Consider the following 21,980-nt stretch of genomic DNA (forward strand, 5'->3'; position numbering starts at 1 on the left):
TCTCGCGGACCCATGAGCGTTACTCGATTGGACGACGAGGCCGGGCGACGCTGCCTGGACCGCTACCGGTGGCCGGCCCCGTCCGCCCCCCGTAACCGGGCGCTCAGCGCGGGGAGATCGAGGGACGGGGTGTCCAGCAGCAGTTCGATCAACCCTGCGGCCTCGTCCGCCGTCCAACCCGCCAGACGCAGGTTCCGGTCGGCCTTCGCGCGGATCGCCTCTTCGGGGACCGGCCGCCCGGCCCCTCCGAGGACGTCGCGGACCGTTGCGGTGAGAACGCGACCGTCTGTGGTCCGCGCGTCGACACGGGCCGGGTACCGGGCGGGGAACCCGGAATCATCCCAGAGCTCGTAGGTCATCCGGCCGGCCACCGCGGCCCGCTGCCCACCGATCGGGTCGGTGAACAGGGAGTTCCTGACCTCGCCGTCCACCAACCGAGCCGCGAGGACGTACGGGAGGCTCCACCGCGCATCGTGTCCGCTCGGGGGTGACTGTCTGGCACTCCACGGTTCGGCGATCACCGGTGCGGCCCCGGTGGGGACGTGACAGTGGAGACTGTCGATGTCGGCCGGCCGGAGGCCCTCCGCGAGCAACTGCTCGACGGCCTCCACGAACGGATGGATGAAGTGACAACACGGGATCAGCTTGTACGCGGCGTCCGGGAGGTGCCACTTCTCACCGAGGTCGCCCAACAACGCGTCGAGCCTGGCCGGCGCTCCGGGGTCGTCCGCGAACAAGGTGTAGAAGCCGTGGTCGCCGTCGAGCACTCTCGACGGCCCGGTGATCCCCGCCCGGGCGAGCTCCGCCGCCCACAGTCCCGAGTGTGCGGCCCACGCCGGCTGTGCGGCCTTGACCGTCGCCCCCTCCGCGAGGAAGGCGAACGTTCCGCCGGGTTGGCTGCCGGCGATGCCGAGGGCGTCGGCGCCGTTGTCCGTGTCCCCTCGGATCAGGATCGACACCAGTGCAGCGGCGAACGGGCCGGCGGCGCTCGTGGTCTGGAAGCCGCGGGACTGCAGGGTTCCCGGGCTGGCCAGGCCCATCCGGATGAGGACCTCCCACCCGACGGCATAGGCGGCGGTCATCCGGTCGCCGTCCGCGCCACTGGACTCGGCCGCGGCCAGCGCCGCCGACGTCAGGGTCGAACTCCCGTGCATCACCGAGGCGACGTGGGTGTCGTCGAACTCCAGGGAGTGGATGAGGGCACCGTTGGCCAGAGCCGAGACCGGGGCCGGTGCGCCGTCCAGTCGTCCGAGTACGGTGCAGGGGCCGTGACCGGACGAGTCGGCGATGCTGGTGACTGTCCTGACAGGACCGCTGACGGATCCCAGGATCCCGACGCCCAGGCTGTCGAGCAGATGGAGCCTGGCGGACGCCAGGACGGTGTCGGGGACCGAGGTCATCGCCTCCGCGGCCGCTGCCACGAGCTTCTCAGACAGAGACTTCTCGCTGTCAGACACAGGAGTCGGGGTCGAGTTCATCGGCCGACCTCCGGGATGAGTGAGGCCAGGACTGCCGCCCAGGGCTCGTCCCCCGCCACCCCGCCGTTCACGATCTGCGCTGCGACTCCGGCGAAGTCGGGAAGGTGCCCGGACGTGAGGTCCGCCGCCTTCTGTAGCACCTCGGCCTCGCCCAATGGCCTGTCCGGACCGCCGACGGCGCTGAGGCACTCGGCGTCGCGCCGCGACCCGTCGGCGTACCGGACCGTCACCCTGGCGGGACGGTCGTGAGGCGGCTCCGGCAGGGAGTCGTACGGCGTCAGCTGGACCAGATCACGCAGTGCCGCGACAGTGGGGTCGCCCAGACCGCCGGAGGCGAAGACGCGGGCGTCACCGGACCCGGACGCCAGGACCGCCGCGACGACGTGCGGAACGGAGAACTTGCCGCCGAGTGCCGTGGTCGGGGCGCGGTCGTCGAGGGCCATCGCCAGCGGATGGGTGGCCACCTCGATCGCCACGACGTCCTCGGGGGACGGGAGCGGCGCTCCGCCGGTGATCTCCAGCGCACACTCGAGGGCGGCGTGGGTGTACTGACAGGCGGCGTAACGCTTGTGGTAGCCGTCGATGATGGCCCATGTGTCGCGCTCGGATGCCAGCTCTGCGGGATCGACGCTCTGCCCATATGTCGAACCGAAGACGTCGAACAGCGTGACGGCGTCCCCGCGGAGTCCGGCTGCGGCGGCGTCGGAGGCGAGGAATCCCAGCACAGCTCCTCCCCCGGCCCAGACGTTGCGGACCTGGGCTCCCACCGTGGCGTGACGGAACTGGCCGGCCATGCTCATGGTGGCCGCCGCGTCCACCGCCCCGAGGACGGCCCCACCGCTCCGCGTCCGGAGCCAGGTCACCGCCGCGGCGGCGCCGATCGGCGACAGAGTGGCGTGCGGATGCAGGGTCAGAGGACGAGGGGCCGGAAACGCCCTGGCCACCGCGGTGGCCACCTCGTACCCCACGACCACCGCGTTGAGCAGGTCGTCGACCGACGCACCGGTGACCTCGGCCTCGGCCATCGCCGCGGGAATGGCGTACAGCCCTCCATGACACGTCGCGGGCCGGTACCCCTCGTCCAGCTCGTCCCATCCCGCCGCGACGGCGTTCGCCGCTGCGGCCCGCTCGCGCGGGGCACGGCCACCCGCGACGACGGTGGCCTCGCCGCGCACGTCACCACGGGACATCGCGTCGGCGAAGGTCCGGATCTCGTCGTGCTGTCGACCGAACACCATCGCGGCGAGGTCGTCGACGAGTACCAGCGCGGCCTTGCGCCTGAGACGTGGGTCGGCGCCGACCGGATCACCCGACAGCCGGTCGGCGAGGCGGTCACGCCACTCGATCCACCCCGGAGCGCCGCTCATCTGGCGGCCGCCGCGGCGGCACCGGCCAGCTGACCCAGACCGATCGCCGTGAGCAACCCGTTGCCCGACGAATACCCGCGCCCTCCGCTCTGACCACTCACGCCGGCCGCGACGCCACCCACGGCGAGCAGACCCGGGATGGTGGAGCCGTCAGCACGCAGCACCCGTCCCTCGTCGTCGATCCGGAGCCCACCCTGGGTGTGGAACAACCCCGGGGTGACCCGGACCGCGACGTAGGGAGGCTCCAGCGGCGCCATGGCGAACTCACTCCGCCCGTGTTCGTCGGGGCGCTCTCCCCGCGCCGCCGCCTCGTAGTTCTCGAGTGTCCGGATCACCGCGTCCTCCGGTGCGCCCGTCACCGCGGCGAGCTCGGTGGTCGTCACACACTCCTTGGCACCGCCCATCTCGACGAGGTCGCGGAACTCGTCCTCGAGCGAGGTCACATCCCTGATCCGGGTGTCGAACACCGCCCAGATAGGTCCCTGACCTGCCAGGACCTCGGTCGTGAAGCCGGAGTACCCGACGATCTCGTCGCCGAGCCGGCTACCGGTCGAGTCGATGAGCACCCCACCCTTCTCGACCGTGGTCCACGACAGGATGTTGCCGTACGGGTAGGCCACCGCGGCGTACCCCTGGTAGGCCGCCTGGTTGTCCATCTCGCCGCCGAGCTCCAGCCCCCACTCGATCGCCTCCCCCGTCGATCCCGGTGCACCGAAGTACTCGAGCCCGACCAGTTCCGGTGCCCACTCACCCACGAGGGTGCGATTGGCCGCGAACCCGTTGGCGGCGAGGATGACCGCACGGGAGCGCAGCGTGTACTCCTGCACCCGCTCCCCGGCCACCCGGACGCCGCGCACGACTCCGTCCTCCACGAGCAGACCCGCGACGGGGTTTCCGGTGACCACCTCGACGCCCGCGCGGCCGCACGCGGCCACCAGGTCATCGACCAGGTCCTGACCACGACGGGACGGCGGGGCGTGCAGCCGGTTGACCGAGTGGCCGACGTGCTTGTACTCCATGATCAACTTGAGGTTGATCCCGTGGGTGTCCACGAGCCAGTCCACCAGCCCACCCGACGACCGGGCCAGCCGTCTGGTCAGATGCTCGGCCTCGTGCGGTCCGCTCTGCCGGAGCAGGTCCGCCGTCATTCGCTCGGCGTCGTCCTCCACACCCGCCTCGCTCTGCTGGCGGGTACCGGCGCCCGGCACTGATCCGGTGGACAGCGCGGTGTTACCGCCGGGGACGTCGAGCTTCTCGAGTACGACCACGGATGCGCCGGAGTCCGCGGCCGCGAGGGCCGCGGTCAGACCGCCTCCGCCTGCTCCGACGACCACGACGTCGATATCGACCTCGGCGTCGACGTCGGACTGGGATGAGACCTCATTGACCATCTGAACGGAACCTGTTGCTTTCTACATCGGTGAGTCGAGTGTTATCCGGTCGTCACGACCGCCGGCCGTGTGACCTGGTCCCGCTGCCTAACCGGGCACCCTCGCCATGAGGCCGCCGTCGACCAGTATCGGCGTACCGGTCACGAAGGCCGCATCGGGCGAGAAGAGGAAGGAGATCGCCCCGGCGACGTCCTCCGGACTCCCCATCCGGCCCAACGGGGCGGCAGCGGCGGCGCCGCCGGCAGCCCCGGACGGGTCGTCCTGGGAATCGAAGAAGCCCTGGAGGTTGGGGGTCAGGATGAAGCCTGGGCACACGGCGTTCACGCGGATGCCGTGGGGAGCCCCGTCGAGGGCCATCGCCTTGGTGAGGGCCAGCACGGCTCCCTTGGAGGCCACATACGCGGCGTCCTGGGGGAACGCGGCGAACGACGCCGTCGACGCCACCAGGACGATGCTGCCCCCGCCCGGGACCATGGCAGGCCACAGGTGCCGGTTCAGCGCGTAGATGCTGGTGAGGTTGACGTCCATCTGGCGCTGCCACTCGTTTGGCGTGAGCTGATCCAATGCCCCGACGATCGTCTGCCCGGCGTTGTGCAACACGGCCGTGGGCGGTCCGTGCTGGTCGATCAGGGCAGGCAGAGTGTTCTCGACCGCGGCTGGGTCGGTCACGTCGAAGGCCGCGTAACGGGCGTCCTCACCGCACTCCGCGGCCGCCTCGGCGAGCCTGGCCTCGTTCCTGCCCAGCAGGACGACCCGGTAGCCGTCCGCCGCCAGGCGCACCGCCGCTCCCCGGCCGATCCCGGAACTCGCGCCCGACACATAGGCGGTGCCACGACCACTCATTCCGCACCACCCATCGGGAGCGCCGGCTCACCGGCGGTCCAGCCGCCGTCGACCGGCATGACGACACCCGTGACGGCGGAGGCCGCGGGAGAGGCCAGGAACGCGATGACCGCGCCGATCTCCTCGGTCTCGAACATCCGCCCCAACGGGACCCGGCGCGACACGGCGGCGTCCAACTCGGGGGTCATCTGCTGCTTGGCCATGGGGGTGAGGGTGAAGCCCGGGCAGATGGCGTTCACCCGGACACCCGCCGGGGCCCAGTCGATCGCCATCGACCGGGTGAGCGCCGCGACGGCGCCCTTGGACGCCGAATAGGCCGACTGGTCGGGCAGACTCACCAGAGCCGCCTGCGAGGCGATGTTGACGATCGCGCCACCCGAGGCAGTCAACGCCGGATGCAGCGCCTGACTGGCATGGACGATGCCCATCACGTTGACGTTGAAGCACTTGAGGAAGTCCTGCGGGTCGACGCGCTCGAACGGCAGGTTCGCGGTGATCACCCCGGCGCAGTTGACCAGCGCGTCCACCGCGCCGTGGTCGGCGAGCACGGCCTGCGCGGCCGACTGCACCGAGGCGGGGTCGGTGAGGTCGAGCGGACCCGCCTCGGGCGTACCCGCCAGGTCCCACCCGACGACGGTGGCGCCCTGCGCGCGGAGGACCTCGACCGCGGTGGCGCCGATTCCGGTGGCCGCTCCGGTCACCACCACCACCTTGCCGCCGAGTGGGGCCGGGATCGTTCTCTGTTCGGACATGGTGTTCTCCTGACGAGGTCGTTAGTGCTGTACGGCCGGGTAGTCGATGTACCCGGTGTCGCCGCCGGTGTAGAAGGTGGATTCGTCCCACTCCACCCGCTCGATCCCGTGCCGCCACCGTTCGAGCAGGTCCGGGTTGGAGATGAACAATCTGCCCACACTCACCAGGTCGGCCTGCCCGGCCTCCAGGAGAGGCTCGAGGTCCTCCCGCTCGCTGGGCCCGTGGAATCCGGTGTTCAACATGTAGGTGGTACTCCACCGTCCGCGGAGCTGCTCGTGCAGCGGCGTCGACCGGCGACGCAACGTATGCAGGTAGGCGATCCGCAGTTCGTCGATCTGGTCGATCAGGGAGAGGTACGTCTCGTCGTTGCCCTTGTCCGCCATGTCGTTGAACTGGCCTCCGGGCGAGATCCGCAGCCCCACCCGGTCGTGACCGATCCGGTCACAGACCGCGCGCAGAAGCTCCACCACGAACAGAGACCGGGCCTCCGGGCTGCCCCCGTAGGCGTCGGTGCGGTGGTTGGTCCCCGGGGAGAGGAACTGGTGGGGCAGGTAACCGTTGGCCCCGTGGATCTCCACCCCGTCCATCCCGGCGCGCACGGCCCGCTCGGAGGCGTCCGCGAAGTCTCGGATGATCCCGTCGATCCCGTCCTGGTCGAGCTCGGTCGGCACGGGCGCCGGGACCATCACGCGGTCGATGGTCTCGACCTCGATCTCCGCGCGGATCGGGCTCGGCGCGACCACCTTCGCACCGGGCGGCATGAAGCTCTCGTGGCTCATCCTCCCCGTGTGCATGAGCTGGCAGAAGATCTTCCCACCGCTGGCATGCACCGCGTCCGTGACCTTCGCCCACTGGGCTTCCTGCCGGTCGTCGTGGACTCCGGGCGTCCCGGGGTAGCCCTGCCCCGCCGCGGAGGGCTGGGCGGCCTCCGAGACGATGAGGCCCGCACCGGCGCGTTGTTGGTAGTAGGTCACCGCCGAGTCCGGAAGCACTCCGGCCCTGTCTGCGCGGTTCCGCGTCATGGGAGCCATCACGACGCGGTTCGCCAGCTCGATGCGACCGAGCCGCCACGGTTCGAACAGCAGTGACGACTCCGTGGCCTGTGCGTTCACGATCTCACCGGTCCCGTTCACTCGGCGATGTCCACGCACACGGTCTTGAGGTCCGTGTAGTCGTGCAGGACCTCGTGGCCCATCTCCCGGCCCCAGCCCGACTCCTTCATGCCGCCGAAGGGCATGCTCGGGTCGAAGATCCCGTAGGTGTTGACCCACACGGTGCCCGCCCGGAGCTTCGCGGCGACACGATGTGCCCGGCCGACGCTGCCCGTCCAGATCCCGGCCGCGAGCCCGTACCGGGTGTCGTTGGCGAGTTCGACGACCTCGTCCTCAGAACTGAACCGCGACACCACCACCACCGGACCGAAGATCTCCTCCTTGACGATCCTCGAGTCCTGGCCCGCATCCGCGAGGACGGTGGGCTCGATGAAGTACCCGCGGTCGCCCTTGCGCGAGCCGCCGGTGAGGACGGTGCCCTCGGAGCGTCCGACCTCGAGGTAGGACGAGACGGTGTCGAACTGGGTCTTGCTGGCCACGGGTCCGATCTCGCTGGTGGGGTCGAACCCGTCGCCGACCGAGATGGCCTCCGCCGCGGCGACGAGCCCGTCCACGACCCGGTCGTACACGTCGTCGTGGACGTACAACCGCGCACCGGCGGCGCACGCCTGTCCCGCGTTGTAGAAGATCGCGTTGGCCGAGCCGGCGATGGCCTTGTCCAGGTCCGCGTCCGGGAAGATGATGTTCGCGCTCTTGCCACCGAGTTCGAGGGTGACGCGCTTGAGGTTGCCGCCCGCGGCGTCGAGGATCCTGCGACCCGTGGCCGTCGAGCCGGTGAACGAGACCTTGTCGATACCGGGGTGCTCGGAGATCGCCTGCCCGGCGGTCGGTCCGAAACCGTTGACCACGTTGAGGACCCCGGGAGGGATGCCGGCCTCGAGGGCGAGGTGGGCCAGGCGCAGCGCCGAGAGAGGGGTGGCCTCGGCGGGCTTGAGCACCACGGTGTTGCCCGCCGCGAGGGCCGGCGCCAGCTTCCAGGCGGTGATGACGAGAGGGAAGTTCCACGGCACGATCAGGCCGACGACGCCGAGGGGTTCGCGCCGCGTGTAGGTGTGGTACTCGCCCGGAGCGGAGATCGGGATCGTCTCACCCTCGATCTTGGTCGCGAAGCCGGACATGTAGTGGTACAGACCGGCGGCCGTGGGGACGTCGCCGTCCCGGGCCGCGAGGTACGGCTTGCCCTGGTCGAGGGTCTCCACCCGGGCCATCTCCTCGGCGTCGGCCAGGAGCAGGTCGCCGAGTCGCCAGATCGCGGCGGCGCGCTCCTTGGGCTTCATCCTCGACCACGGCCCGTTCTCGAACGCCTCCCGGGCTGCTGCGATGGCCCGGTCGACATCCTCGGCACGGCCCTCCGCCACTCTGGCGAACGCCTCGCCGGTGGCGGGATTGACGGTGTCGAACTCAGCGCCCGCGAGGCCGTCCACCCATTCCCCGCCGATGTGCAGTCGGGTGTGTTCGATCGGCCTGCCGGCGTCGGGCTGGTTCTGCGAAGTCGTCATCACATTCCTTACGTAGCTGCGTGTGTGCCACCGGGTCGCGGTGAGCGGGGAGGGGTCACCCTGGTGGGGAGTGCGACCGTTCTCAGTGTTCGTGGACGACGACGCCACGGATGTTGCGGCCGGCGTGCATGTCCTCGACGGCCTGGTTGATGTCGTCCAGCTTGTATCGGGTGGTCACCAGTTCGTCGAGCTTGATGCTGCCCGTGCGGTACATGTCGAAGAGCCGCGGGATGTCGCCCAGGGGACGGCAGTTGCCGTACATGACGCCCTTGATGGACTTGGCGAGATTCGTCATGTCCTGGGGGCTCACGCTCAGCGAGCGCTCGTGTCGTCGACCCGGCCGACCGTGACGATGGTGACGTCCACGCCCTGTCCGTTGGTCAGCTGGGCGATCAGCGGGCGGGCCTCGTCGATGGAGGTGAAGGCCGCCGTGGCACCGAAGCCCGCGGCGAGCTCCATCTTGTTCTCGGCCGGGTCCACCACGATGATGTGATCGGCTCCGGCGTGCTTGGCGCCCTGGACCGCGTTGGCGCCGACGCCGCCCAGACCCATGACCAGGACGACGTCTCCGGGCCGGACCGGAGCGGCGTTGACGGCGGCACCGTAACCGGTCGCCACACCACACGAGACCAGGCACGCGAGGTCGAACGGGATGTCGTCGGGCAGTTTGACCGCCTGCGTCTCGTGGCAGACGAGGTAGTTGGAGAACGACCCCAGCCGGGTCACTCCGCCGATCGGGTTCCCGTCGGTGTCGTGGAACCGGGCCGTGCCGTCCATCGCCATCCCGGTCTCCATGCCGGCGCCGTTGTTACAGATGTAGCTCTGACCCCGGACGCAGTACTTGCACACCCCACAGGCGGGGATGAACAGTGTGGCGATGTGGTCGCCGGGCTTGACCCGGGTGACGCGCGAGCCGACCTTCTCGACGATGCCGGCGCCCTCGTGCCCACCGACCATGGGCAGGTTCACCGGGATGTCGCCGGTGACGAAGTGGTCGTCGGAATGGCACAGGCCACTGGCCATCACCTTGACGAGGATCTCGTCCTCGGCAGGCTCACTCACCTCGAGGTCCTGGACCTCCCACTGGCCGCCGACCTGGTGGATTACTGCTCCGCGTGCCTTCATTGTGTTCCCTTTCCGTTGCCGACCGGAGGCCGGTGGTGTGGTGCCGTCCCGAGTGCCCGGGGACGCCGGGCCGGACTCGGCCCGAGGTGGACGGTGGTGTGACTACGCGTTCTGGACCTGTGTCCTGCGGATCCGCTCACCGCGGGTGCGGATGACCTTGGACAGGATGACGGCGATGACCAGAGCGCCGCCGTAGAAGAGCTCCTGCACGTACTGCTGGGCGCCGAGGAGCTGCAGTCCGGTGATCCCGGTGACCAGGAAGTACACCGCGATGAACGTGCCCCAGGGGTTGAAGCGCCCGATCTTGAGAACGGTCGAACCGAGAAAGCACGCCGCGAACACCGGGAGGAGGAACGCGCCCCCCGAGACGGGATCCGCGCTGGCCGTGGTGCCCGCGTAGACCACACCGGCGAGACCGGCGAAGCCCGAGGAGATGATGAGCGCCCGCCAGCGCAGTCCCTTGACGTTGACGCCGTTGAGTCGGGCGACCTCGCTGCCCTGACCGACGAAGAGCAGCCTCTGGCCGAAGGCCGAGTGGTCGAAGATGTACCAGACCAACAGGCACAGGATCACCGCGTAGTAGAACCCGATCGGAACCGACAGGAACGGTCGGGTGAGGACCGCGTCCGTGAGCTCGCGGTCGATGCCACTGATGGTGACCGATCCCGAGATGAAGTAGATGAAGCCCTGGACGACGGTCCCCACGCCGAGCGTGACGATGAACGAGTGGATGTCGAACTTCGTGACGATGTACCCGTTGACGACCCCGACGACGAGGCTCGCGAGTATCGCGACGAGGACCGCGGCCCAGATGTTCCACCCCTGTTTGACGTTGAGGACGGCCACCAACACCATCGACATGTTGAGGGTGGTCGCGACCGACAGGTCGAAGTCTCCCGCGCGCAGCGGGAACACCAGTCCGAGTGCCAGGATCAGCAGGACGACCTGCGAACCGAGCATGTTGGCGACGTTCGCCGTGGTCGGGAACGTCTGAGGGGCCAGGACACTGAACGCGATGATCAGGACGACCCACACACCCAGGAGCGCGAATCGCTCAGGCTGCGCCGGCCTCTTGACCGCCTGCGACGGCGGACGGGAGGCGGTCGCCGTTCCCGCATGGTTCTTCTCCGAGGCGGTCATGCCACTTCCTCCGAATAGACGGCGGACGCGAGGGCGTCCTTGGTGATGTGATCTCCGCGCAGTTCTGCTCGGATCTCACCTTGGTCGAGGACCACGACCCGGTCGGCCATCTCGACGAGCTGTTCGTAGTCCGTTGTGGCGCACAGCACCGCCATGCCCTTCTGGGTGGCCTCGCGGACGAGTTTGAAGATCTCGCGACGCGCGCCCACATCGACGCCCTGGGTCGGCTCGTTGAGCAACATGACCGTCGGTTGCGTGTCCATCCACTTCCCGATCAGCACCTTCTGCTGGTTTCCGCCGCTGAGGTGCCCGAACATCGCCGAGGAGTCCTGTGGTTTGACCCGGAGACGGGCGAGCGTCTCGTCGGCCTGTCGACGCAGTCCGGCCCAGTCGATCAGCGCACCGCCGGCGCGACGGCCGAGGAAGGGCAGCGACATGTTCTCCAGGACGCTGAGCTCCAGGGAGCCACCCTGTTCCTTGCGGTTCGCGGGGATGAGGACGACCCCCGCGTCCATGGAACGAGCCGGTGTGGGGTCGTGCACCTGAGCACCCTGGTGCTCGACGGATCCCGACTTGGCCGCCCTCGCCCCGAAGAGGAGGTCGGGAAGCTCTTCGGTCCCGGAGCCGGCCAGTCCGGTCACGCCCACCACCTCACCCGCGTAGACCTCGAGGTCGAGGTTGTGGACCCGCTCCCCGGTGAGGGCGCGGGCCGCCAGGACGGGCGGCGCATCGGAGTCGACCACGGCGTCGTGTTTGGTCAGATGCTCTGCCTTGGATCCGAGGATCAGGCTCACCAGATCATCCCGAGTGGCGCCCCGTGTCTCGCGTGTTCCCGCCAGTCCCCCGTTCCGGAAGACGGTCACCCGGTCGGTGACCTGCAGGATCTCGTCGAGGTCGTGGGACACGAGCAACACCGCGTCGCCGCGGTCGCGCAGGCGGTCCAGAACCGCGAAGAGCACGTCCACCTCCTGCCGCGGCAGGAAGACGGTGGGCTCATCGAGGACCAGGATCTGGGGACGTCCCGGCTCCGACTTGAGCTCCTGCCCACCCACGGCCCGGACGACCGCCAACATGGCGCGCTGGACGGGAGTGAGCATGTCGATCGTCGCATCCGGGTGGATGTCGATCCCGAACCGGTCGAGAAGCTCGCTGACACGCTCTCGCTCCCGGCCCCACGGCACCCGCTTGAGCCCCACCGAGGTTCCACCGGAGTCCAAGGCCATGTGCTCGAGCACGGTTCCGGAGGGGGCCAGTCCGAGATCCTGGTGGACGAATCCCAGTCCGTGATCACGGAGGCCGCGGGCACCGAACGGGGTCGACACCCGCGTCCCGTGCACCGTGACCTCGCCCCCGTCGGCGTCATGGACCCCGGCGAGAACCTTGATCAGGGTCGACTTGCCACTGCCGTTCGCGCCGAGCAGACCGTGCACTTCCCCGGGATACATCGCCAGGTCGACTCCGCTCAACGCGGACACGCCGTTGAACGACTTGGTGAGCTGACGGATCTCGAGGAGAGGCGCCGGGTCCGCGGAGGGTGGATGCTGGGCGGTCATGATCAGATCAGTCCCCACAGCTCGCGGTAGGCGTCGCGGTACTCGTCGCCGAAACCCTCACCGCTGCGCGGCGGGTTCCCGGTCTCGTCCACGTTGGTCTCGTCGATGACGCGGACCGGCCCGGAGACGCCCTCGATGGGCTCCTCACCGAGCATCGCCCGGAACGCGGTGTCCATGTTGACGTGCGCCACCCAGTCCGGGTTCTCGGCCACGTTCATCGCGACCGTCCCGTTGGCGACCATCTGGAGGATCGACGGGGTCCCGTTGAAGGTGAAGATGGGCACGTCGCGGCCGGCGGCGGCCTGCTGGATGCCGGGGGATGCGTAGGTCGCCATGTTGTCGTACATGGGCAGCACCGTGTTGATCGTCGGATCCCGGAGCAGATTCGACTGGACCTCGTCCTGGATCCGGGTCGACCACTGGGGCACGGCCACGTTCATCACACTGGCCTTGGAGCCCTCGGGGCCGAACTCGTCGAGCGTCTCCTGCATCGTCTCCACCATTCCCGCGGCCGGGCCGGTCTCCGAGGACTGGATGATCAGCGCGTTCACGGGGGCGCCCTCGTGGTGGGCGATCGCGTCGAGCGCCATCAACCGCGCGGCCAGGTTGAACGGTGCGAACGCCTCGTACTCGAGGCCTTCCGAGATTCCGCTCTCCATGTCGTTGATGTGCAGCGGCACCACCGGGATGCCGGCGTCCCGGGCCGCGTCGATCTGCGGACCCAGTGTTTCCGGCAGGGGCCCGTTGAGCAGGATCGCGCCGGCGCCCGCGTTGATCGCCTGCTGGATTCCCTGCTGGTACGACGTCTGAGTGCCGTCGGAGGGGAAGGTCACGAAGTCGACGCCGGCCTCCTCGGCGACGGCGGCCATGGCCGCCTCGCCGTCGGCGTAGAACTCCGCGCCGCTGTCGATCGGGATGCTGTAGATCGTCTCGCCCTCGAGTTCGCTGATGTCGATCGGGGTTCCGAGGTCGTCGGGGGTGGGAACGGCCCGGTACTCGTCGACCATGGCCGCGGCCTCTTCTGCCAGCGCGGCGCCGTCGGCGGAGGCGCCGGAGGAGCCACCGTCCGACCCGGAATCCGCTCCACATCCGGCCAGGACGAGGGTGGTGGCGGCAGCGACAGCCACTATGGACTTGCTGATCTTCATGTCTTCTCCATCACTTGAGGGGGTCGTTACCGGGCGAGCTCGGGCCGCTCGGAAAGGTCGTGGTAGATACGGGCGATCGAGTTGCGCTGGAACATCTCGATCAGTGGATCCGGATAACCGGTGTAGTCCTCGTTCCCGACGTGGATCAGATCCTCGAACCGGATCTCATCGCAGGCCTGCTCGAGGGTCTGTCCGGCGTCGATCGCGGCGGCGACCTCCCCCGCCACGTCCCGTCCCCACTGGCGGTACCGCTCGACCGCGCTGCGGTCGGTGACCTCACCGTGTCCGGGGACGAGGACGTCGAAGTCGTAGGACTCGACGGCGTCGATCGCGTCGAACCAGTCCCACAGGCGGCAGTCCTGGAACGACGGGAGGCTCGACTCGCACACGATGTCGCCGGTGAAGATCACGCCGTCCTGGGGGAGGTAGGCGAGCAGGCTGTTCGCCGTGTGTCCGGGTTGGAAGCGGAGTTCGAGATGGACGTCGCCCAGGTGCAGATCGAGACGGTCCTGGAACACCACCTCGGGGACGCGCACGGAATAGGACGGGAGCAGATCCACCGCGTCCGGGTCGATGACCTCGAACAGGTCCCGCAGGTACTCCTCGGTGGGCGCATCCCGCAGGAGCCGATCGCGGGTCCCGCGGTGGGAGACGACCTCTCCACCCATCCAGAAGTTCCCGATGGTGTGATCGGGGTGATGGTCCGTGTTGACCACGAAGCGGGTGGTCCCGAAGCCGTCGACGACCCGTCGCCATGCCTGCGCGTCGGCCGGCTTGTGCGGGGTGTCGACCAGCGCGACCCCGTCCGTGCCCACGATGATCGAGTTGTTGGATCCCAGGTACGCGGTCTCCACGTGGACGTGCGGGCTGACCTGCGTGACGCTCATGCGCCCGTCCCCTCGTCCGGATCGGGCATGGACGAGGACCCGACGAAACCGAGCAGGTTCTCGATGCGGGTGGGGGCGAAGATCTCGATGAACTCCGCCTCACCCTCGATGCTGCGGCCACCGTGGGGAACATTGCGGGGAAGAATGGCGATCTCGCCCGGCTCGAGGGTGAACTCGTCGTCCTCGACGGTGAAGATGATCCTCCCCTTGGTGACGATCACCGTCTGTTCGCAATCCGGGTGGGAGTGGGTGGGGACGACGGTCGGGTGGATCCAGCGGATCCGGTTGACGCCGGTCTCCTTACCGGTCATCGCGGTACGGAAATTGTTGGTCAGCACTTCCCTCTCGGGAAGGTCGTCCCATCGTGCTCGAAACGAGCTCATCGGACCTCTCCTGTTCCATTGAGGCACCCGTGCGGGCTGCCACTGCGGACCGCCCTTTGTGACGGAACCCACATTATTCTGTCGTCTGCTAACTGTCAACAGTTTTCTGGCCGTATGCGGTTTCCATCGTGTTAACGCCCGGCCGGGCCGGACACGCGGATGAAACACCGTCTACCTGCGGCGATTCCGACTCGAGGCCGCGGCCCCGGTCACCCTCACCGCACGAGCCCGGGCCGTCAGTGGCGCGCGGGAACCCCGTCCAGCGCGCTCAGGAGCGCGTCGGTGGTGGATACGTCAGCGTATTTCTGGGCCATGTCGAAGAGGTTGACCTCGTGGACCGTCGGACTCCGGTCGTACACCGCATCCGAGGGGACCGCGACCTTGTAGTTGTACGAGAAGGCATCGACGACGCTGGCCCGGACGCATCCCGAGGTGGTGCATCCGGTCACGACGAGCGAGTCGACATCCGCCTGGACCAGATAGCTGGCCAGCGGCGTGCCGAAGAACGCGCTCGGGTGGCGCTTGGGCAGCAGGACGTCGCCGTCCCGCGGAGCGACCTCGGCCACGAACTCGTAGCCCTTCTCCGGGATGGACATGATCCCGGGAACCTTCGCCCCCAGGGCGCCCTGGTCGTACTCCTTCTTGGGAGCGACGTGGGGGTAGAGGACCGGCCACCCCTTCGCCCTGAACAGCGCGAGCAGGCGTTCGATGTGGCCGACCGCCTGCCAGCCGACCTCACCGCAGCTCGTGGGGAATTCCCCGAGCGCGTCGTCGAAGGGCATCGGGGTGGTTCCCACGGTGCGGTACTGCACATCGATGATGAGCAGACCGGGACGACGGCCCAGGCCGACCGGCCGGCCGAAGCCCGCGGCCTCGTACCGTCGGCGGGTGAGGTCATCGATCGTCGAGGACTCGTTCATCGCTCCTCCTTCGGGAGACTGGTCAGTTCGGCGAGTGCCGTCTCGCCGCTGTGGGGACGCTCGATGTACTCGCCGGTGGTCGTCGCGGACAGTTCACCGTCGCGCATCGCGAAGTGCCCACGGACCAGGGTGTGCACGACCCGCATCGGTACCCGCGTCCCCTCCCAGGGCGTGTACTCGGCGGCGGAGTGCTGGGTCGCCGCCTCGATCACGGTCTCTCCCGACAGGTCGACCACCGCGAGATCGGCATCCGATCCGACCTGGATCGTGCCCTTTCTCGGGTACATGCCGAACAGTTGCGCGGACCTGGTGGAGGTGGCGTTCACGAGCCGGTCGAGCGGGACCCCTCGGCGCAACCCCTCCGTCAGGGTCAGGGGCAGGACGCCGCCCACCCCGGGGAAGCCCGCACTGGCCTTCCAGATGTCCTTCTCCTTGTGCGTGCGGTGCCGGGCGTTGTGGTCGGAGCCGACGGTGTCGACGTCGCCGTTCGCCAGTCCGGTCCACAACGCCTCGAGGTCCCGCGGTTCGCGGAGCGGAGGGTTGACCTTCCCGTAGGTTCCCGGCCCGGGATCGGTCTCGGTGGTCAGGGTCAGGTACTGGGTGCACGTCTCGACGAAGAGGTTCTCGTAGGACTCCCGCTGACGCAGGACCGCATCGAGAGCCAGCGCGCTGCTGGTGTGGACCGAGTACATGGACGCGCCGGTGACCTGCGCCATGAACGAGACCCTCTGCACCGCCTCTGCCTCGACGAACGACGGCCTCGACATGTTCCAGGCGTGCAACGGGCCGCGGGACTCGTCGATCGGACGGCCCTTGAGCTTCCAGACCAGTTCGATGTTCTCCGGGTGGGGGTTGATCATGGCCCCGCGATCGGCGGCCATGCCCAGCACGTCGTACATGTAGCCGTCGTCGTTGCCGGGGAGCCCGAGGTACGCGCCTTCCTCACCGCAGAAGTTCATGAAGAACTTGAAGCTCGAGACACCGAACTCGTCGATGTAGTGCGGCATCTCCTCGTAGTGCGCCTCGGAACCGACGACGATGTGGAACCCGAAGTCCACGTGGGAGTCACGTGACATCACGTCGCGGGACCCGGGGAGCACATCCGAATAGGACTCGCCGCTCATCAGATAGACCAGCATCGTGGTGACGCCGCCGGCCACGGCCGACGCGGACTCCAGGAGGGCGTCATCGGGATCGCGGGGGACCCTGATGTCCTTTCCCAGGTGCACGTGCGGATCGATCGCCCCCGGGAGGACGAGCTTACCGTGGAGGTCCACCACCTCGGCGGCCTCGACCTCGGCATCCGGGGTCACTATCCCCGCGATCGTCCCGTCCTTGACGAGTAGGTCCACCCGGCGGACTCCCTCCCCGTTGAGGAAGACGTCGCCGCCGTGCAGACGAAGGTCATACGTGGTCATACGACTGCTCCATTCTCCGTGTTCCGCGCCACCGCGTACTTCGTGTCGAGCTCGTCGAACTCGGGTTTGCGCACCAGGGCCTGACGGTCTGTCCAGCTGATCATCAGCTCGCCGGCATCCCGGGTGTCCCCGACCTCCGCGAGGTGGTTCATCACCTGGCGCATCCCGGCCACCGCGCCCCGCATGGCCGCGTTCGCGTAGAGGGCCACGGCGAAACCGAGTTCACCCAGTTCCTCCCGCGGGAGCAGCGGGGTCAGACCACCCTCGACCATGTTGGCCATGTGGATCCCCGGGACACTCGTCGTGATCCTGCGCATCTGGTCCACGTCCCGGGGGGCTTCGACGAAGAGCACGTCCGCCCCCGCCTCGAGGTACCGGCCCGCGCGGTCGATCGCCTCGTCGATCCCCTCGATGGCCAGGGCATCCGTCCGGGCGATGATCACGAAGTCGTCGTCTCTACGGGCGTCGACAGCGGCCTTGATCTTCCCGACCATCTCGTCCGCCGAGATGACCTCCTTCCCGGTGAAGTGGCCGCACTTCTTGGGGCTGACCTGATCCTCCAGCTGGAGGGCGGCCGCCCCGGCCCCTTCGATGAGCCGGACGGTGCGCTGCACGTTCAGCGCGTTGCCGAAGCCCGTGTCGCCGTCGACGACCACCGGGATCTGCACGGCATCGGCGATCGCGTTGACGTGACCCACCAACTCGCTCAGGGTGATGAGTCCGAGGTCGGGTGCCCCGAGGTAGGAGTTGGTCACCCCCGCGCCGGTCACGTACACGGCCTCGAACCCCGTGTCCTCCACCACCCGGGCGGTGAGGGCGTTGGGAGCACCCGGCACCATCAACGGGAGCCCTCCTGATGCGAGGAGGCCTCGCAACTTCTGTGTTGTCGTCATGGGTTGTTGCACCTTTCCTGGCCCGTCTGAGCCGCTATTCGGATGTGATCCCCAGTGCGTCCACGGCGCTCTTCCGTGCCTTGTCGAGGTGCAGTCTCAGGATCTCCGCCGCACGGTCCTCATCGCGCTCGACGATCGCCGCGACGAGTCGCTCGTGCTCGGCGAGCGCCTCCCGGGCTCGATCGGGCTTCTTGGCCGACGTCTGCCTCGCGAGGGAGATCTGGCGCTGGACCTCGACCGTCGCGGCCGCCAGTGCGTCGTTGCCGCTCATCCACGTCAACCGGGTGTGGAGGTCCCGGTCGGCGGGATACGGGCGGTCGGGATCCTGGGACAGCTCCTCCCCCGCCTCTCCGACCAGCTGCTCGAGCTCCCGCAACTCCTCGTCGGTCGCCCTCCGGCACACGAGACGGACACTGTGTGTCTCCAGCGCGGTACGGAGCTCGTACAGATCGTCGACCTCACCGGGCTCGAACGTCTTCACGAAGGCGCCGCGGTGGCTCACGATCGTCAGCAGACCCTCGCCCACCAGTCGCTGGATGGCCTCGCGCAGGGGCCCCCGGCTGATCCCGAGTACCTCGGCGATGGACACCTCGTTCAACCGCTCCCCGGGAGGGAGCGTGCCGTCGAGGATCATCTCCCGAACCCGCTCCTCGGTCCGACGGGCGAACGTCCCGTCCCTGGTCAAAGGGGCACTCGCGGACTTCTTCATCCCTACTCCTCTATTCGACTCGATCACTCTCACCGCGGAGGCGCCGGTCAACTCAACCGGGCGGTCCCCAGTAGGACGTACTCGATCCCCTTGAGCACCACCGTTCAGGTCACACCTATTGTGATGCACATCTCTGTCAACTGTCAACAGTTAGCGACGTACCGATCTGGTCGACCGCTTCCGCGGGCCCACCCGCAGCCCTCCCGCACTCCACGCCCGTCGCGGAGCAGGCGCGCAATGGCCCGGGTTGATGTTAACGCCGATGCGGCCGGGCATCCGCCAGGAAGACCGAGCGGGTCCGACCCCCTTCCCCGACCGGGCCGAGGCCCCCGTTGTTGCCGTGTCCCACATTCGCCCTTATACTTGCTTGCAGCAAGCAATTGAATCGAGGACCGAGGAGGTCACGGTGGCGATAGACGCCGAACAGGGCGGGAAACTGGCTGTCGACCTGTCCCGGGTGGTCAAGATGCTCAGGGCACTGAACATGTCCGCGCCGCGACTCCACGAGTCGCTCGAGCCGTCGACCCACCCCCTGCTCTTCGCGATCCACGACGAACCCGGACGGGTCACCGCCCTCGCCGACCGCGTCCACACCGACATCTCGGTGGTGAGCCGTCAGGTACGTCACCTCGAGACCCTCGGCCTGGTCGCCAAGGTCCCCGACCCCGATGACGGGCGTGCGAGCGTCGTCACCCTCACCTCCGAGGGAAGCGACCTCGTCACCCGGGTCTTCGCCGGACGAGGCCAGTGGATGGCCGGCGTGCTCGCCGACTGGACTCCCGAGCAGGCTGCCTCCCTGGACGAGGGGCTGACCCGACTCGCCGACTCGCTGCGCGCGGAGATCGACGCCCTCACGTCCGCCAAGGAGAACTGATGACCGACCGCGCACCCGTCACGACCCAGGCCGGTGAGGACGGCGAGTTCTCTCATCGTCAGATCCTGGTCATCCTCGCCGGCCTCATGTCCGCGATGTTCCTCGCGAGCCTGGACCAGACCATCGTGTCGACAGCCATCAGGACCATCGCCGACGATCTGCAGGGCCTGGACGCGCAGGCGTGGGTGACCACCGCCTACCTGATGACCTCGACCATCTCGACACCGCTGTACGGCAAGCTCTCGGACATCTACGGGCGCAAACCGTTCTTCGTCATCGGCATCGTGATCTTCGTGTTCGGTTCCCTGCTGTGCACGCTCGCCGACTCGATGTACACCCTCGCGCTGTACCGGGGGATCCAGGGACTCGGCGCCGGCGCACTGATGTCGCTCTCCCTGGCGATCATCGGCGACATCATCCCGCCGCGCGACCGTGCCAAGTACCAGGGTTACATGCTCGCGGTGTTCGCCTCGTCCTCCGTCATCGGACCGGTCGTCGGCGGCTTCTTCGCCGGCGTGGAGACGATCTTCGGCATCGACGGCTGGCGCTGGATCTTCCTCATCAACGTCCCCATCGGCGCCATCGCGCTGACCCTCGTGATGATCACCCTCAACGTCAAGAACGTCCGCGTGGACCACCGGGTGGACTGGGCGGGCGCGGCCACCATCGTCGTCGGCCTGGTACCGCTCCTGCTGGTGGCCGAGCAGGGCAACTCCTGGGGTTGGGGGTCCCCGTCCGCACTCGCCTGCTACCTCGTGGGTCTGGCCGGGATCGGCCTGTTCCTCATCGTCGAGGCCCGGGCCGGCGACCAGGCTCTCATCCCACTGCGTCTGTTCCGCGACCGCACCTTCGCGATCGTCACCGCCGGCGGGGTGATCGTGGGAATGGCCATGTTCGGCGGGATGATGACCCTGCCCCTGTACATGCAGATCGTGCACGGCGCCGACCCCATGGAATCCGGCCTCATGATGCTGCCACTGGTGGCGGGCATGATGGGCGCCTCGATCGTGTCCGGTCAGCTCATCTCCAAGACCGGCCGGGTACGCGAGTTCCCGATCCTCGGCACCGCCATCTCGGCCGTCGGGCTGTTCCTGCTGTGGACCATCGACGCCGACACCTCGCTGACCCTGGTCATGGCCTACATGCTGGTGCTGGGAATCGGCCTGGGCAACTGCATGCAGCCGCTCACCCTGATCGTGCAGAACGCTGTGAGCCCTCGCGAGATCGGCGTGGCCACCGCGTCCGCGACCTTCTTCCGCCAGCTCGGCGGCACCGCCGGGGTGGCCGTGTTCCTGTCGATCCTCTTCAGCCGGGTCGGGGGTTCCATCACCAGCGAGCTGCAGCAGGCGGGCGCAGACGGCACCCTCGCCCGCGGTGTGCAGGAGGGCCTGGCCGACCCGGTGCTGCGCGCGGACCCGGAGGCTCTCGGGATCGTGCAGGCCCTCGCCGACCCGGCATCGGGCGCGGGCGCGGGCGCGCTCGAGACGGTCACCAAGGACTCGTCCGTCATCAACCGCCTGCCCGAGCTGGTGGCCCACCCCTTCGAACAGGGTTACGCGCTGAGCATGTCGGAGATCTACCTGGTCGCCGGCATCCTCGCCGTCGTCGCCTCGGTGGTCCTGGCCTTCCTGCCACCGATCGTGCTCCGGACCGGCTCGGCCCAGGCCGAGGCCGCCCGCGAGGCCGCCGCGGCGGCGGCCCCGTCGGGAACCGACCTCGCGTCGGCCGAGGTGGCCACCGGTGGGGCCACACCCGAGCGTGTGGACGTCACCGCGACCGCCACCGCCGAGCCCGGGGAATCGGTCACGACGACGGCGAGGGAGGCTCCGGACAACCCGGACCGCTGAGCACCGGGGCCTACCCCGCGGCTCCAAGCCCGGGGCCTACCCCCCGGCGCCTGGTTCGGGACCTACCCCTCGGCTCCACGCCCGGCGCCTACCCCTCGGCTCCACGCTCGGGGCCTACCCCTCGACGTCGGCCTTGAGGTTGGCCAACAACTGGTGCTGGATCCGCTTGAGCCCGGCCGGGGCGAAGGTCCGCTCGAAGAACCCGCCCACTCCCCCGGCCCCGTCCCACGACGTGGTCATCTCCACCAGCGCACCGCCGGTGGCCTCGCGGACCGTGTAGGTGGTGGCCATGGACGAATTGGCGTCCTTCTCCACCAGCGACCAGTGCGCCGCGGCCTCGTCCACGGTCACCGTGGCCTTGACGTCCCGGCTGCGCTTCTTGGTGGCCTGGAGGTTCCACGCCGCCACGGTGCCGTGCCCCTGGCCGCCCTCGATCAACCTGTACGCGGTGAACTGCTCGGGCTGGATCCGGGGACGGACCTGGGCGTAGTCCGCGATCGCGGCCGTCACGGTCGCGACGGGCGCCTCGATGACGATGGTGTTGCTGGCGGTGACCCTGCCCATGATCGTGACTCCTCCTCTGCCTGACCACGTCGCGCCCGCCGGAATCGCCGGTGGCGGCGCCCTCGACAGGGGCGCG

Annotated in this window: 21 protein-coding genes; 2 read left to right on the plus strand and 19 right to left on the minus strand. The window is 68.7% G+C overall.

Annotation, left to right across the window (positions count from 1 at the left end; translation table 11 throughout):
• Positions 1-62: 62 nt before the first annotated feature.
• From CEY15_RS02965 to CEY15_RS03045, 18 genes are all read right to left on the minus strand, one after another.
• A complete protein-coding gene (locus CEY15_RS02965) occupies positions 63-1,478 on the minus strand; it encodes an MmgE/PrpD family protein (protein ID WP_095717235.1) in 1,416 nt (471 codons plus the stop codon).
• Positions 1,475-2,845, minus strand: a complete 1,371-nt coding sequence (locus CEY15_RS02970; protein WP_095717236.1) for an MmgE/PrpD family protein — start codon at positions 2,843-2,845, stop codon at positions 1,475-1,477. The genes CEY15_RS02965 and CEY15_RS02970 overlap by 4 nt, the downstream gene beginning before the upstream one ends.
• On the minus strand, positions 2,842-4,236 hold the full coding sequence (locus CEY15_RS02975; RefSeq protein WP_095717237.1) for an FAD-dependent oxidoreductase: 1,395 nt from the start codon (positions 4,234-4,236) through the stop codon (positions 2,842-2,844). The genes CEY15_RS02970 and CEY15_RS02975 overlap by 4 nt, the downstream gene beginning before the upstream one ends.
• Before the next feature lie 87 nt (positions 4,237-4,323).
• A complete protein-coding gene (locus CEY15_RS02980) occupies positions 4,324-5,079 on the minus strand; it encodes an SDR family NAD(P)-dependent oxidoreductase (RefSeq protein ID WP_095717238.1) in 756 nt (251 codons plus the stop codon).
• The gene (locus CEY15_RS02985; RefSeq protein ID WP_095717239.1) at positions 5,076-5,831 is read right to left on the minus strand and encodes an SDR family NAD(P)-dependent oxidoreductase; all 756 of its coding nucleotides are present in this window, start codon (positions 5,829-5,831) and stop codon (positions 5,076-5,078) included. The genes CEY15_RS02980 and CEY15_RS02985 overlap by 4 nt, the downstream gene beginning before the upstream one ends.
• Before the next feature lie 21 nt (positions 5,832-5,852).
• Complete coding sequence (locus tag CEY15_RS02990) at positions 5,853-6,965, minus strand: alkene reductase (protein WP_245847163.1); 1,113 nt, start codon at positions 6,963-6,965, stop codon at positions 5,853-5,855.
• The gene (locus CEY15_RS02995; RefSeq protein ID WP_095717240.1) at positions 6,962-8,443 is read right to left on the minus strand and encodes an aldehyde dehydrogenase family protein; all 1,482 of its coding nucleotides are present in this window, start codon (positions 8,441-8,443) and stop codon (positions 6,962-6,964) included. Before CEY15_RS02995 ends, CEY15_RS02990 begins: the two co-directional genes overlap by 4 nt.
• An 82-nt stretch (positions 8,444-8,525) precedes the next feature.
• Entirely contained in the window at positions 8,526-8,738 is a 213-nt protein-coding gene (locus CEY15_RS19055; protein WP_342744883.1) for a hypothetical protein, read from the minus strand.
• A gap of 17 nt (positions 8,739-8,755) precedes the next feature.
• Positions 8,756-9,568 carry an alcohol dehydrogenase catalytic domain-containing protein gene (locus CEY15_RS03000; protein WP_342744884.1) on the minus strand — a complete coding sequence of 271 codons (813 nt, stop codon included), beginning with the start codon at positions 9,566-9,568 and terminating at the stop codon, positions 8,756-8,758.
• A gap of 102 nt (positions 9,569-9,670) precedes the next feature.
• Complete coding sequence (locus CEY15_RS03005) at positions 9,671-10,708, minus strand: ABC transporter permease (RefSeq protein ID WP_095717241.1); 1,038 nt, start codon at positions 10,706-10,708, stop codon at positions 9,671-9,673.
• Entirely contained in the window at positions 10,705-12,261 is a 1,557-nt protein-coding gene (locus CEY15_RS03010; protein WP_095717242.1) for a sugar ABC transporter ATP-binding protein, read from the minus strand. The genes CEY15_RS03005 and CEY15_RS03010 overlap by 4 nt, the downstream gene beginning before the upstream one ends.
• Positions 12,262-12,263: 2 nt before the next feature.
• The gene (locus CEY15_RS03015; RefSeq protein WP_095717243.1) at positions 12,264-13,409 is read right to left on the minus strand and encodes a sugar ABC transporter substrate-binding protein; all 1,146 of its coding nucleotides are present in this window, start codon (positions 13,407-13,409) and stop codon (positions 12,264-12,266) included.
• A 26-nt stretch (positions 13,410-13,435) separates the two neighbouring features.
• Positions 13,436-14,296, minus strand: coding sequence for an MBL fold metallo-hydrolase (locus CEY15_RS03020; RefSeq protein WP_095717244.1), 861 nt, complete (start codon positions 14,294-14,296; stop codon positions 13,436-13,438).
• A complete protein-coding gene (locus tag CEY15_RS03025) occupies positions 14,293-14,679 on the minus strand; it encodes a cupin domain-containing protein (RefSeq protein ID WP_095717245.1) in 387 nt (128 codons plus the stop codon). Before CEY15_RS03025 ends, CEY15_RS03020 begins: the two co-directional genes overlap by 4 nt.
• Positions 14,680-14,915: 236 nt before the next feature.
• On the minus strand, positions 14,916-15,599 hold the full coding sequence (locus CEY15_RS03030; RefSeq protein WP_095717246.1) for an isochorismatase family protein: 684 nt from the start codon (positions 15,597-15,599) through the stop codon (positions 14,916-14,918).
• Positions 15,596-17,017, minus strand: a complete 1,422-nt coding sequence (locus tag CEY15_RS03035) for a dihydroorotase (protein WP_095717247.1) — start codon at positions 17,015-17,017, stop codon at positions 15,596-15,598. Before CEY15_RS03035 ends, CEY15_RS03030 begins: the two co-directional genes overlap by 4 nt.
• Entirely contained in the window at positions 17,014-17,910 is an 897-nt protein-coding gene (locus tag CEY15_RS03040) for an isocitrate lyase/PEP mutase family protein (protein ID WP_095717248.1), read from the minus strand. Before CEY15_RS03040 ends, CEY15_RS03035 begins: the two co-directional genes overlap by 4 nt.
• 34 nt (positions 17,911-17,944) lie before the next feature.
• A complete protein-coding gene (locus CEY15_RS03045) occupies positions 17,945-18,619 on the minus strand; it encodes a GntR family transcriptional regulator (protein WP_095717249.1) in 675 nt (224 codons plus the stop codon).
• A 406-nt stretch (positions 18,620-19,025) separates the two neighbouring features.
• Here CEY15_RS03045 and CEY15_RS03050 point away from each other — a divergent pair, with 406 nt between their 5' ends.
• Positions 19,026-19,493: a MarR family winged helix-turn-helix transcriptional regulator gene (locus tag CEY15_RS03050; RefSeq protein WP_176475002.1), complete on the plus strand. Its 468-nt coding sequence runs from the start codon at positions 19,026-19,028 to the stop codon at positions 19,491-19,493.
• Entirely contained in the window at positions 19,493-21,340 is a 1,848-nt protein-coding gene (locus tag CEY15_RS03055; protein WP_245847165.1) for an MDR family MFS transporter, read from the plus strand. The genes CEY15_RS03050 and CEY15_RS03055 overlap by 1 nt, the downstream gene beginning before the upstream one ends.
• A 114-nt stretch (positions 21,341-21,454) precedes the next feature.
• Here CEY15_RS03055 and CEY15_RS03060 read toward each other — a convergent pair whose 3' ends face one another.
• The gene (locus CEY15_RS03060; RefSeq protein WP_095717251.1) at positions 21,455-21,904 is read right to left on the minus strand and encodes an SRPBCC family protein; all 450 of its coding nucleotides are present in this window, start codon (positions 21,902-21,904) and stop codon (positions 21,455-21,457) included.
• Between the last annotated feature and the right edge of the window lie 76 nt (positions 21,905-21,980).

It is taken from the genome of Dietzia natronolimnaea, assembly GCF_002289575.1.
In the GTDB taxonomy this organism is placed as follows: Bacteria; Actinomycetota; Actinomycetes; order Mycobacteriales; family Mycobacteriaceae; genus Dietzia; species Dietzia natronolimnaea_A.